The organism is Kitasatospora sp. NPDC127067, from assembly GCF_042724755.1.
Taxonomy (GTDB): Bacteria; Actinomycetota; Actinomycetes; order Streptomycetales; family Streptomycetaceae; genus Kitasatospora; species Kitasatospora lactacystinica.
Genome location: NZ_JBHXEM010000015.1, coordinates 40,103 through 52,352, shown reverse-complemented (window position 1 = coordinate 52,352; position 12,250 = coordinate 40,103). Strand labels below are relative to the sequence as shown.

The window sequence follows — 12,250 nt, the reverse complement described above, 5'->3', positions numbered from 1 at the left end:
AGCTGTCCGGTGCTCGTCGGGGTGCTCATACCCCCACCGCCCGCTGCTGGACGACGGTCACGACCGGCGGCCCCTGCGGGACCTGCTCGGCGCTCTGGCACAGCCCGACGGCGGACTGCGGCAGCGCGGGGGAGCCGTTCACCCGGATCCGGGCGGACGGCACCACCCAGCGGATCGTGACGCAGGGCTGGGGCTTGCCGGCCACGGTGAACGGGCAGCCGGTCACGGTGTACAGGTCGGCCGTGCTGGTGACGGCCTGGCCGGCGACCAGCACCCGGGCCTGGGCGGGCAGGGCCGTCGCCTGGGCGCCGTGCGGGCAGGTCACCGTCGCATTGACGTGCAGCAGATTTCCGGGCACGAGTCTCTCCCCCGTCAGGTCACGCTCAGGGCGTCCTGGTTGATGGAAACGGTGGCGCCGACGAGCGAGATCGAGGCGCCCTGGCCGTTGCTGATCCGGATGCCCGAGTCGTTGATCACGATCGAGGCCCCGCTCGGTGTGCGGAGGGTGATCCCCGTGGTCGGGTCGTCGGACAGCACGATCACCCGCCGCCCGGGGGTCTCCAGCACCTGGTTCGGCACGCCCGGCGGGCCGGTCGTCGCCTCCACCGGCACCTCGGAGGCGGAGCCGTACCAGCAGCCCGTCCAGATCGGATAGCTCTGGTCGCCCTGCTCGAACTCCATCCACACGCCCGCCCCCACCGGCGGGACGGCGTAGTGCCCCATTCCCGGGCCGGTCACCGGGAAGCAGGGCATCGCCCAGGTCGACGCGACCTCGCCCAGCACGTCGGGCACCTGGGCCTGGATGCGGCCGATCCCGAGCGGGTCGACGTTGTTCACCACCGTCCCCCGGAACTTGCCGAGGTAGCGGGTCGGTTCGGCCATGTGGGCAACTCCTGCTGCAGCGTCAGGGGATGACGGTCGGCTGGAGGGCGATCAGGCCCTCGCGGGTCAGTGTGAAGTTCTGGGTGTACGAGCCGCGCTTGAGGTTGTGGGTGACGCTCTTGACGAAGTACAGGCCGTCGTAGGTGAGTCCGGCGCCGCGGACGCCGACCAGCTCGCGCGGCCGCAGCACGTGGCCGTACCGGACGACGTCGAGCTGGCCGGAGCCCGAGACGGCGTCCGCCGACTGCATCGCCTTGGCGATGGTCTCGGCGACGGCCTGGGAGCTGTCCTTCTTGGCGGTGTCGGCGATGACCTTCTTCTTCAGCGCCGGCGCGGGCCTGAGCGCGAGCGGCGGACGCAGGATGCTGACCTCCGGCACCGGCAGGACGGCGGACACCTTGGTCGCCGGGAACTGGACGCGGGCCTCCGGCTCCTCGCGGGCGGTCCCGTCGAAGGCGAAGGTGAGCTGGTCGACGTTCGACAGCGCGTCCATGTTCACGTTCAGCGCGTGCTGCGGCACACCGAGCCGGATCTCCGGTCCCCAGTAGCCGCGGCTCATCCCGGGGGCCGGGCCGGGGTCGAGGTAGAACACGTAACCGTTGGCCTTCGCCAGCTCGTTGACGTACCCGAGGTCGGTGCCCTTCTGGAAGTCGATCCGCCGGGTCGGCATCGGCGTCTGCGGCACCAGCTCGGGGATGACCAGCGGCACGATGCCGTACTGCCCGTACTTGGCGATGATCGCGGCCACCCGGGCCGCCGGGGACATCGCGGGGAACGGCACGCCGGCCTGCTCCTCCAGGTCCATCAGCACCGTCAGGTCCTCGCCGGTGACGGTGAGCGTGGACTGGCCGGGCTGGTTGCTGATGCCGACCTCCTGGCGGATGATCACACCGTCCATCAGCACGGTCGGGGTGCCCGTGACGGTCACCATCAGCACGACCCTGATCTTCGGGTCGAAGAAGCCGCCCGGCAGCAGCGCGGTGTTGATCAGACCGTGCTTCGACAGGTCGAAGGCCAGCTGGAACCCGCTGCGCTGCCCGGAGGCCACCGTGACCTGCGCCGACAGCAGCGCGTCGGTCACCGGCTGCGGCACCGGCACCGGGAGCTGCGGGCCCATCAGCAGACTCAGGTGGATCGACCCGATCGGCCCGCCCCCCGTGACGGCCGAGGCGTCAGCCATTCCCCACCCCCGGCCCGGGCACCGCGCCGGGTAGCGCGATGGTGATCCGCCGGCCCGGGGTCGCGGTCAGCTCCCGCGGATCGAGGACCGGATTGGCGTCGGCGATCCGCCACCACTGGTCGGCGCTGCCGAGGTAGCGGTAGGCCAGCAGGTCGGTGCGCTCGCCGGCGCTGACGGTGTGCTCGGCGAGCGGGGTCAGGCCGTCCGCACTGGGCAACAACCGCCGCTTGAGGAAAGGGACTTGCCGCCCGCTCGGCTCGGTGTGCAAGGCGACCGGGACGCCGTGGTACCGGCTGGTCAGCGGGTACGGCGAGGGCGCGGGCAGCGCGTTCAGCGGGTCGTTGACGGTCATCAGAACCCCCCTCCGAGGCCGAGCGCGCCCAGCCGGCCACCGGCCGCCGTGCCGACCAGCCGCTCCTTCTGCGCCAGGTGTGCGAGGTACAGCTCCGCCCCGCGGTGCCCGGTCGGCAGATCACTGACGGTCAGGACGCGCAGGCCGATCGCGACGGCGGCCCTGATCGGATTCAGCTCGATGTCGAACGCCTCCTCGGTGATGGTCAGTTCGGTCAGCCGCACCGGCAGGATCCGCTTCCCACCCCAGGTGAAGAGGGTCAGCGGGGCCTCGATCGGGGTGATCTCCAGCGTCCCGAGCGCGGCCAGCGCCTGATTGCTCCGCAGCTGCGCACTGGCCGGCTGCACCAGCAACTCCAAGGTGGCCAACTGCGGATGGATCCCGTTCGGCGCCGGCACCTCCAACTGGTCGGTGGCGTCCAGCTCCGCCGTGAACTTCCACGTCTCCACGGCCGGACCCTTCAGCCGCAACGCCTCCGTCCGGTCCCCGCTCCCGTCGGCTCCTGCCACCTGCGGGGCGAGCGACCGCTCCAGGCTGTCGGGGTTGAACTGCAGCACGACGATCCGCTGCGGCGTCCCCCGCTGCGGATCGACGATGACCAGCCCGGCCCTGATGGGCTTGGGGGCGTCCATGTACGTCACGTCGCTGCCATCTCCTCAAGCACGGACCGGGCGATGTCGGCCACCTCCTCGTCCTGCTCCTCGTCCAGCAGTTCCTCCAACAACGGCGCGTAGGCGGGCCACGGCTCGTACGTGATCGCCCACACCGCGTTCTTCCGGACCTCCGGCTGATCGCTCCGTAGAGCGCGGCGGACGCTCCGGAAGAATTCCTCGTCGAATTCCACCGGTGCTCCCAGCCCCAGACGCAGGACCTCCGCCGCGTAGGTGTCCGGATCCGCCTCGGGGTCGGCACTTCGGACGAGTTCGGGGAGCCGCCAGGTGTTCAGCGTGGACTCCGCGAGTTCCACCGTGCTCCGGATGACCTTCTCGTCCGAACCGGTGATCATCACATAGAAGAAACCGGAGAGGAGATCCTCGCAGTAGGTGAGGGCGATGGCCGGGCCGACGTACCAGGAGATCTGGCGGGGCGTCCATTCCTCGGGGTCCGCGGGAATGTCGATGCGCCGCGGCCAGCCGATCAGCGCGGCCAGTTCCTCCACGGCGGATTCGTCGGCGTCGTCCCGCAGGACCAGCCGTCGGCTTCGGTCGAAAATCTCAGTCATCGGTCGATCACCTCGGGGAGCTACTTCAGTCCGTACAAGTGGAAAAGCTTTTCGCGGATCCGGCCCTTGAGTTGTTCGAGAGTGGTGATCTCGCTTCCTTTCTCGGTCTTGATGTCAAGGGACTTGATCCACATCTGGATCACCAGGATTTCACGGTTGGCCAGCCCCTGGACATTCTTTCCGTTGAAGGCCTTCTCGCTCGTGTCCGCACCCGATTCACGCTCCTTCGCGCGCTGCCGGTCGAGCGTCCTGGCCTGCTCCATGGCACCTCCCCCCTCCATCGGGAGGTACTTCAGCGCCTCGGCGACGGGCATCGCCTCGCCTCGGTGGACCCGGAGGCCGGGGAGGCTGGTCTTCGGGTCGGCGGTCGGGGCGACCCCGGAGACCCGGCTGCCCTCGGCGGCCATCTGCAGCAGCATCCCCGAGTGGATGATCGACCGCTCGTTACGGTGGACCTCCTTGCCCATGATCAGGCTGCCGAGGAACGCGGCGTCGCGCCCCACCTGGCCGTCGACCCGGCCGCCGGCGGCCATCGTCCGGACCCCCTCGACCACCTCGCGGTTGTGGTCGGGGTCGTTGAGGATCCGTTCGGCGATGCCCTCCTTGAACGTGCCGGCACGGTTCTTGCGGCCCCGGTAGCGCAGATGCTCCTCGGCCTGGCCGTTCTCGTGCTGCCGCTTGATCACGGCTCGCTGGAGGCGCTGGGCGCTCTCGACCGCCCGGAGGCTCTCCTGCTCCTCCTTGTCGGCACCGGCCGCGATCCGCTTCTGCTGGGCGTTGCGCATCTTGTTGGTCTCGCGCAGCACGGTGTGCGTGACGGCGGCCGGGGTCCGGTCGGGCCCGTCCTCGAACTCGAACACGTCGTGTGCGCTCTCGTTCGTGTACTCGAAGCCCGCCATGCTCGGGCCCTGATGGTTCATGAACCGGGCCATCGAGGCGAAGCCGACTCCCTGGGGGACTCCGAACCGCCGTTGGTCCGCCGCCGAATCGTCGTCCTTCCGGTGTATCCGATTCGCACCGCTGACGGTCCGGGAGTGGTTCAGGATCTCGGCGGACAGCTCGTCGAGCATCGCCAGCAGGTCCCGTTCGTCCAGGGTGAGCGCGTCGGTGAGCTTCACCTGCGGATTGAGGGTGGCCGTGACGGCGAAGTTCCTGTCGCCCTCGATGCCCAGGCTCGACAGCCGGTACCACATGCGCATCGCGGCGAGCAGCGCCCGCAGCACCGGGCCCCGGACGCCTCGGTGGAGCAGGCGCTGGATCCGTGGCCGGATGCGGGCGGCGATCAGGTCGAGGCGGTTCTGCTTCGCCTCCGGCGAGTTCTCGTGGGCGCGGCGCTGGGCGCGTTGCTGCTGGCGCTTCCGGTGCCAGGCACGCAGGCGGTCGCGCTGCTTGCGGTAGGCGTCGCGGAGCCTGTGCGCGCCGTTGGTGAGGGCGCGGCCCAACTTGCTGTTGAGGAGCTTGCGGCCGAGGGTGCGGGCGGCCGTCCGCACCCGGTTGAGGGCGGCCTTGACGGTCTGGCGGGAGGCGTTGAGGGCGCGGCCGACGGGGGAGACGGGGTGGCGGCGGGAGGCGGGCTTCGGGCGGGTGACCTCGCGGCGGGGGCGTCCGGAGGTGGTCGACGGGTGGCGATCCGCGTGGCGGACGGTCTGCCGGGCGGGGCCCGTTCGCGCGGGGCGGGTGCGGCCGGGGGAGGGCCGCTTGCGCAGGGACCCGGTGGCCCGGCGCAGGCTCGCCCGGGCCTTGTTGACGGCCCGGCCGGCTGCCTTGCGGGCGCCACGGCCGGCCCTCGCCAGGCCCTTGAGGATCTTCTGCGCGATCCCCTTGAGCTTGGTCCCGACCGCCTTGCCGGCTCCCTTGAGCTTGCTGAGCAGGAAGTTGGAGATGAAGTCCAGCAGCGCGACCACGCCCGCCGCGACCGCGTCGGCGAACAGGCAGGCGGCCGAACCGGACTTGACCGCCTTGAGGAAGGTGACGAACTTCCCGATCGCGGCGACGATCTTGCTGATGGTGTTCCACGCCGCCACCAGCCCCTGGATGATCGCCATGATCGCGCCCGCCGCCGGCACGATCAGCGACACCAGCTTCTCGATCACGATCGAGACGATCATCCCGGGCAGCGAGGCGACGATCGCCTGCCAGGCCATCCGCCCGATCTGGGCCATCGAGATGCAGCCCTTGACCAGCACGTTGACGATGGTGGAGGTCAGGCCGACCACCGACTCGACCTTCTCGTTGAACCACTGCTTGACCGCGCTCTTGATCGCACCCCACAGGTAGTGCTGGATGCCGTCGATCGCGGCGCTGCCGAGCTTCTTCAGCCAGCCGCCCGGGTCGGAGGCGATGTCGCCGATCAGGACCGCGAACTCGCCGAAGACCGCGATCGCCTTCTGCACGAAGTCGATGGCGTCCATGACGGTCTTGCGGACCGCCTCGATCGCGGCCTTGAGTCCCGCCTCCAGCGCGTTGAGCAGCGCGTTCAGCCCGGCCGCCAGCAGGTCGAGCAGCTTGTTGACGGCGTTCTTGAGCCTGTCCGCCCACTCGTTGACCTTGGCGACGGCCTTGTCGCGCCACTCCTCGATCTTCTTGCGGAACCTGTCCCGCAGTTCGGGGAAGGCCGCCAGCAGCACGTCGCAGATCTTGATCAGCGCGTCCGCGAGCTTGTCGATCAGGTCGACGGCGAACTTCCGCGCCTGGTCGATCGCCCAGTTCGCGAACTTCCGGAAGCCGTCGATGATGTCGTTGATCAGGCCGCGGAAGAAGTCGAAGACCTTGGTGACCGCCTCGACCAGCGCGTCGAAGGCCGCCTTGACCTTGGACTTGACCCAGCCCCACCAGCCCTCGGACTCCTCCTTCTTGCGGTCCTTCTCCTTCTGGGCCTTCTCCTCGGCCTCCTTCCGCTTGTCCTGGATCTTCTGGTTGTCCTGCTGCTGACGGTCCTGGACGTCCTTGTCGGCCTCGGTGCGCTTCCTGCCGATCTGTTCGGTCTTGTCCTGGTGCTCCGCGGCGGAGTCCTGGTCCGCGGTGGAGACCTTCCGGTCCTGCTCGGTGCGCCACTGCTCGCGCTCGGCCCGGACCCTCTCCGCGGCCTCGCCCCGCTCGCCGGCCTGGGCCTCGGCGTTGTCGGCCACCGCCTGGTCGATCTCGGCCTGGTTCTGCCGCCGTGCCTCGGCCTCGCCCTGCTTCTGCTCGGCCTGGGCGGAGCCCAGTCGACCCTGCCCCTGGCCGACCGCGGCCTGGATCTGCGGGCCGCGTTCCTGCTGGGTGACGATGCCGATGCCCGGCTTGGTGTCGGTCGCGCCGCGCGCACCGGCGCCCCCGCGCCCGCGGCCGCCCCCGGGGACGGAGGCGGTGAGGGTCTCCTTCGGCACGTCCGGGTAGATCCGGTCCTCGCCCATCGGCTTGGCGGCGTCCTCCCGGCCGACGCCGAGGATCCTGGTCGAGCTCTCCTTGAGCTTCGTGGTCTGCCGGTCGGTGCGCGCCGGGTCGCTCTCCCCGGTCAGCTCGACCTTGGGCGCCGGGCCGACGGTGGTGTTCAGCGCCGGGTCGGACGAGGGCACACCGTCGACCGCGACCTGGGCCTGTTGGACCTCCTGCGGCGAGACCTGGTTGCCCGGGTCGTCGGCGACGTGCGGCGGGGCGACCCGGTCGCCGGGGTTGCGGCCCTCGACCTTCTTCTCCTCGGCCCGCTGCTGCTCGCCGTCCGCGCCCGGCGGGCCGACCCGCTCCAGCCGCTCCGTCACCGCCTCGGCGGGCGGCGCGGCCTCGGGCGTGCCGGACCGGGTCTGCGGGGCTCCGGACGGGCGCCGGACGGTCGGCGGGGCGGCCTGCAGCCGGGCCTGCTGCTCGCCGACCGTACGGTCCACCGAACCGTCCACGCCGTCCAGGGTGGTGACCATCCGATCGGGCGGCAGGCTCGCGGCGGTGGCGAGCGCGCTCTGCGGGTCCTGGCCGGAGACGTCGGGCGGGACGGGCTTCTGCTCCTGCTGGCCCGGGGCGCCCGCTGCGCCGCCCCCCGCTGCGCAGCCACCGGCTCCGGCACCGTCCGGTTCCGCCTCGGTGGTGGGCTGCTGCGGGCCCGCGCAGGCGCCGCCGCCGGACTCCAGGGAGGCGTCCGGGGCGGGCCGGCCGGCGAGTCCGGCGGGCGCGTCGGCCTGCTCGGCCGCCGGACCGGGGGCGGTCTCGGCGGCGGTCCCGGGGGAGTCCGCGCCGGGTGCCGCTTCGGGCCCGCCGGTGTCCGGACCGGCGCCGTCACCGCCCGGGCCGTCCCCGCCGACCGGGCCTGCCGTGGTGGGCGCGGCCGTGCGCTCCGCGCCGCCCGGCTCGGGCGAGCCGGCCGGTTCGGGGGCCGGTTCGGCCTCGCGCGCCTCCTCGGCGGGGGTGTCGGGCCGGTGCGGTTCCACCGGGGCGGGCTCGGCGGCGGCCGGCGCCGGGGCGGCCGGGTTCGCGGTGGGTTCGGGGCCGATCTCCTGCTCGACCGGCTGTTCCGGCTGGAGGTCGCGGGCGCTGCGGTCCTCGGCCTCGGGGGCGGGGGCCGGTTCGGGGGCGGCCGGCGGTGCCGCCCCGGGCTGCGCCTGTTCCGGCGGTGCCGCCGCAGGCTCCGCGTCCTCCTCCGGCCGGCCGTCCCGCTCGGCCTGCACCTGGTCGGCCTTGGTCGCGGGCGGTTCCGGGAACTCCGGGGCCTCGGCGTTCCCGGCCGGAGTGCCGTCCGGTGACAGGCTGATCCGATCGGCTGTCGGGACGGCCGACACGTCGAGGTCGGATGAGGGTAGGAAGTCCCCGGGCGAGATCTCCGGCCCGGCGTCGGCTGACACCGGCTGCCGGTCCTGCTCCTTGCCCGGTCCGTCCTGGACCTCGGACTCCGCGTCGGGCTCCATGCCCAACGGCCGTTCCTCGTCCGGGGTTTCGGCCTTCTCGTGGTCTCCCGCCAGCAGCCCGTGCCGAGCCGGCGGACCGTCCTCGGCCCGGGCGACCGCGTCCAGGCGCTCGGGCTTGACCGGCGCGGGCTGCGGCAGCGGACGGGCGGCGGGGTCCTGCGGCTTCGTGCCGGCCGAGGGCTGGACGGCGGGGTCCGGCTGCCCGGCGTCCGGCTGCCCGGCTTCGGGAGGGCCCGGTACGACGGCGGCCACGGGCTGGGCGGCGGCCTCCTCGGCCGGCGCGGGCGACTGCTCCGGGCCCGCCTCCGGGGCCGCCTCGACGGTCGACGGCTGCGCCTGCCCAGGAGGCCGGGCCTGATCGGCCCGCGGCTGCGCGGCCTCGGCCTCCGTGGGTGGTGCCTGCCGTTCGTCCTGCTGCTCGCCCCGCTCCTCCGGGTGTTCCGCGTCACCGTGACCCTTGCGGCGCCTGCGCCGCCCCTTCGGGTCGTCCGACTGCCGTGCCTCCTCGTCGAGTTGCCGCTGCCGGTCCTGCTCGCCGCAGTCCTTCCGGTCGGTCCGCTCGCGGTCGTCGGTGGTCCGGTCGGCGGCATCGGTGACCGGTTCGGGCGTCTGCGCGCCGTCCGGGTCGGCCGGGCGGTGCTCGGCGGCCTCGACCAGCTCCAGCACCCGGGTGTAGTCCGAGGAGGGCAGCCGGATCTCCAGGCGCTCCAGCACGGAGGCCTGCAACTCGGGGGCGAAGCGCGCGAGTTGCCAGCGGACCCGGCCGGCGGAGTCGGTCGGGTCGCCGCGCAGTGAGCGCAGGATGCCGGCCGCCAGCCGGTCGACCAGGGTGGCCGGGTCGAGCCGCTCGGCGCGGAACCGGTCGGCGTCGACGGTCGCGTAGCGCAGCCACCCCGGCGTGGCACCCGGCGTCGCCGCCGTCGGCCGGTCGTCGCGCGCGCCGTGCTCCGCCTCCCGCTCGATCGCGTCCTGCGGCAGGCTGACCGCGCCCAGGTCGCGGCCGGCCCGCAGCGCGCCGAGCGGGTTCGGGACCTGGACGGTGTGCAGCAGCTCGTGGGTGAGCAGCCGCCGGCCGTCCTCGGCGGCGGGCCGGTACTTGCCCTCGCCGAAGAAGAGGTCCGGGCCGACGGCGACGGCGTCCGCGCCGATCAGCTCGGTCAGCGCGGCGGAGTCCCGGTCGGTGTGCACCCGGACCCGGCTGAGGTCGTGCCCGAGCCGCGCCTCCAGCTCCCGGCGCACGCCCGGGTCGAGCGGCTGGCCGGCGCCGGAGACGATCTCCTTGGGCTCGGGCGTACGGGCCTTCGGCGCCCGGGTCCTGCGCCGGGCCGTGCCCCGCTCGGTGTCCGGTGCGGAGTCCTTGGTCGCGAGGGCGGGTCGAGTCATGTCCGCCCCCGTCCCGGCGGCCGGCCACCGCCGGACAGCCCGGTGTGCACGGCGCGGGCGAGCGCCTCGCCGAGCCGCTGCGGTGAGGCGCCGGCCGGGAGCGGCGGCAGCCCGGAGAGCAGGTCCAGCGTCCGGTCGCCGCCGACCGCGAGCGGCACGCCGCGCGCCTCGACCAGGCGGGTCAGTTCGCTCCGGAACGCCGCCGTCAGCCGGTCGTGGTCGACGTGTGCGAAGCCGTCGAGTACCAGCTCGCCGATCTCGACCTCGATCCGCCCGGCGCCCCCGTGCCCGGGCTCGGCCCGTTCGGCGCCACCGGGCTCGGCCCCGTTCCGCCCGGCGCCGTCCCTCCCCGTCGCAGCCCCCTCGGTCAGATCCATCCGCCGACCTCCGAGGGCGTCAGCGAGCGCTCCAGCTTCAGGTACTCGGTGCGCGCGGCGGCCAGCAGGTGCCGCATCTGCATCGGGCAGTCCTCGTCGGCGGCCAGGAAGGCGGCGGACAGCGCGATGTTGCGGATGGAGCCGCCGGCCACGGTGAGCTGGGCGAGCCGCTCCGGGTCGAGGCCCTGGCTGGGGGTCTCCCTGGGGATGACCCGGCGCCAGATCTCGGCGCGCTCCGGCACCCCGGGGAACGGGAAGTCGACCACGAACCTGATCCGCCGCATGAACGCCGGGTCCAGCGCCTTCTTCATGTTGGTGGTGAGCACGGCCAGGCCCCGGTAGGCCTCCATCCGCATCAGCAGGTAGCTGACCTCCAGGTTGGCGTAGCGGTCGTGGCTGTCCTTGATCTCGCTGCGCTTGCCGAACAGCGCGTCGGCCTCGTCGAACAGCAGCAGTGCGCCGCCGCGTTCGGCCGCGTCGAAGACCCGTCGGAGGTTCTTCTCGGTCTCGCCGATGTACTTGCTGACGACCTGCGAGAGGTCGATGACGAACAGGTCCACGCCGAGCTGCCCGGCGACGACCTCGGCCGCCAGCGTCTTCCCGGTGCCCGAACCGCCGGCGAACAGCGCGGTGACGCCGAGGCCGCGGCGCAGCACCGACTCGAAGCCCCACTCCTGGTAGACCGTGCCGCGCCGGCGGACGTGGGCGACGATCTCGCGCAGGATCGAGCGCTGGCGCTCCTCCAGCACCAGGTCCTCCCAGCCGGCCCGCGGCTCGATCCGCCGGCCCAGCTCCTCCAGGGACATCCGGGCCTCCGTCAGACCGGCGTGCCAGGCCAGCGGGCCGATGTCCCGGCCGTCCTCGGCCGCCCGCCGCGCCGTCGCCGCGGCCGCGCGGATCACATGGCCGGGCAGCGAGAACTGCGCGGCCAGCGCGCGGAGTTCGCCCTCGGTGACCCCCGGCGCACCGTCCAGTTCCGCGGCCCAGATCGCCAGCTGCTCCTCGGGGCCGAGCGCGGGCACGGTCAGCCTGGCCCGGTCCGAGGCCCCCTCCGCCGGGAGTTCGTCGCCGGAGACGACCAGCGGCACCGCCAGGCTCGCGAGGAAGGCCTCCGTGCCGTTCGGGGACCGCGGGTGCTGTCGGCCCGGCTCGCCGCCCTCCACCAGCAGCGCGGCCGGGAGCAGGATCGCCTCCCGCTGCCACAGCCGGGCGAGCTGCTCGCGCTCGGCGGGCTCGGTGGGCAGGTCCTCGCGGTGCGCGGCGTAGAGGCCGAGCCCGGCGCGGTGGGCCGCCGCCGCCGCGATCTCCCAGCGGGTACGGCGGTCGGCGCCGGTCAGTTCGGTGTGCGGCGGGCCGGTCAGCCCGGCCGCGGTCCACCCCAGGGCCAGCTCGGCCGCGCACCGCTCGTGGGGCTCGGGCAGCTCGCCGGGCGGCCCGACCCGGGTGAGCAGGCCGTGCAGCCGCACATCCAGGTACGGCACGCCGACCAGGAAGTGCAGCACCCGCTCGTCGATCCGCAGCCGGGAGGCGGTGATCGCGGTCTCGTCGTCCAGCTCGACCAGCCGGAAGCGGCGCAGCGGGCCGACCGGGGTGAGGGCGCTCCAGTGCGGCTGGCCCAGGGCGGCGAGGGCGAGCGAGAAGGTCGGGTGAGCGCGCCCGGGGTCGCCGCCGGCCGCGGCGCACCGGGCGGCGGCGGTGGGGTCGATCACGGGAGCGGCGGCCAGCACGAGGACGTCGCGCTCGAACGGGGTGAGCCCGAAGGAGGCGCTGAGCGCGTCCAGGGCGGTGGTGGGCTGCCGCCGTCCGCCCCGGCGGCCGGTGGGCTTGTCGGACGACGCGGGGTCACCCGCGTCGCGGCCGGCCGCGTGCGCGTCGACGCGGTCGAGCACGGCGGCGACCGCGGCCGACAGCGCCTGCCGGTGCGGCTCGTCCGCCGGGCCGTCGCGGCCCTGCCTTCGACTCGTGCTCATCCGGGTCCCC

The 12,250-nt window shown here is 73.4% G+C and carries 9 protein-coding genes; all 9 read right to left on the bottom strand.

Annotation, left to right across the window (positions count from 1 at the left end; genetic code table 11):
* Positions 1–25 precede the first annotated feature (25 nt).
* Genes ACFWJ4_RS09105 through ACFWJ4_RS09065 form a run of 9 tightly spaced genes read right to left on the bottom strand, consistent with a single transcriptional unit; the run spans position 26 to position 12,240 of the window.
* Complete coding sequence (locus ACFWJ4_RS09105) at positions 26–358, bottom strand: hypothetical protein (protein WP_359900772.1); 333 nt, start codon at positions 356–358, stop codon at positions 26–28.
* 14 nt (positions 359–372) lie between these two features.
* The gene (locus ACFWJ4_RS09100; RefSeq protein ID WP_380541103.1) at positions 373–882 is read right to left on the bottom strand and encodes a phage baseplate assembly protein V; all 510 of its coding nucleotides are present in this window, start codon (positions 880–882) and stop codon (positions 373–375) included.
* Between the two features lie 22 nt (positions 883–904).
* On the bottom strand, positions 905–2,062 hold the full coding sequence (locus ACFWJ4_RS09095) for a hypothetical protein (RefSeq protein ID WP_380541100.1): 1,158 nt from the start codon (positions 2,060–2,062) through the stop codon (positions 905–907).
* Positions 2,055–2,414: a hypothetical protein gene (locus ACFWJ4_RS09090; protein ID WP_380541097.1), complete on the bottom strand. Its 360-nt coding sequence runs from the start codon at positions 2,412–2,414 to the stop codon at positions 2,055–2,057. Before ACFWJ4_RS09090 ends, ACFWJ4_RS09095 begins: the two co-directional genes overlap by 8 nt.
* On the bottom strand, positions 2,414–3,046 hold the full coding sequence (locus ACFWJ4_RS09085; RefSeq protein WP_380541228.1) for a hypothetical protein: 633 nt from the start codon (positions 3,044–3,046) through the stop codon (positions 2,414–2,416). Before ACFWJ4_RS09085 ends, ACFWJ4_RS09090 begins: the two co-directional genes overlap by 1 nt.
* A gap of 5 nt (positions 3,047–3,051) precedes the next feature.
* Positions 3,052–3,636 carry a hypothetical protein gene (locus ACFWJ4_RS09080; RefSeq protein ID WP_380541094.1) on the bottom strand — a complete coding sequence of 195 codons (585 nt, stop codon included), beginning with the start codon at positions 3,634–3,636 and terminating at the stop codon, positions 3,052–3,054.
* 20 nt (positions 3,637–3,656) lie between these two features.
* The gene (locus ACFWJ4_RS09075) at positions 3,657–9,893 is read right to left on the bottom strand and encodes a DUF4157 domain-containing protein (protein ID WP_380541091.1); all 6,237 of its coding nucleotides are present in this window, start codon (positions 9,891–9,893) and stop codon (positions 3,657–3,659) included.
* Positions 9,890–10,270 (bottom strand): hypothetical protein, encoded by a 381-nt coding sequence (locus ACFWJ4_RS09070; RefSeq protein WP_380541089.1) that lies wholly within the window; start codon positions 10,268–10,270, stop codon positions 9,890–9,892. The genes ACFWJ4_RS09075 and ACFWJ4_RS09070 overlap by 4 nt, the downstream gene beginning before the upstream one ends.
* A complete protein-coding gene (locus ACFWJ4_RS09065) occupies positions 10,261–12,240 on the bottom strand; it encodes an ATP-binding protein (RefSeq protein WP_380541086.1) in 1,980 nt (659 codons plus the stop codon). The genes ACFWJ4_RS09070 and ACFWJ4_RS09065 overlap by 10 nt, the downstream gene beginning before the upstream one ends.
* Positions 12,241–12,250: the final 10 nt, after the last annotated feature.

Bases quoted from the DNA above. Each gene is read 5' to 3' on its own strand.
- ACFWJ4_RS09085 (WP_380541228.1), bottom strand. From the start codon at position 3,046: ATGGACGCCCCCAAGCCCATCAGGGCCGGGCTGGTCATCGTCGATCCG.
- ACFWJ4_RS09070 (WP_380541089.1), bottom strand. From the start codon at position 10,270: ATGGATCTGACCGAGGGGGCTGCGACGGGGAGGGACGGCGCCGGGCGG.
- ACFWJ4_RS09100 (WP_380541103.1), bottom strand. From the start codon at position 882: ATGGCCGAACCGACCCGCTACCTCGGCAAGTTCCGGGGGACGGTGGTG.
- ACFWJ4_RS09095 (WP_380541100.1), bottom strand. From the start codon at position 2,062: ATGGCTGACGCCTCGGCCGTCACGGGGGGCGGGCCGATCGGGTCGATC.
- ACFWJ4_RS09090 (WP_380541097.1), bottom strand. From the start codon at position 2,414: ATGACCGTCAACGACCCGCTGAACGCGCTGCCCGCGCCCTCGCCGTAC.
- ACFWJ4_RS09075 (WP_380541091.1), bottom strand. From the start codon at position 9,893: ATGACTCGACCCGCCCTCGCGACCAAGGACTCCGCACCGGACACCGAG.
- ACFWJ4_RS09080 (WP_380541094.1), bottom strand. From the start codon at position 3,636: ATGACTGAGATTTTCGACCGAAGCCGACGGCTGGTCCTGCGGGACGAC.
- ACFWJ4_RS09065 (WP_380541086.1), bottom strand. From the start codon at position 12,240: ATGAGCACGAGTCGAAGGCAGGGCCGCGACGGCCCGGCGGACGAGCCG.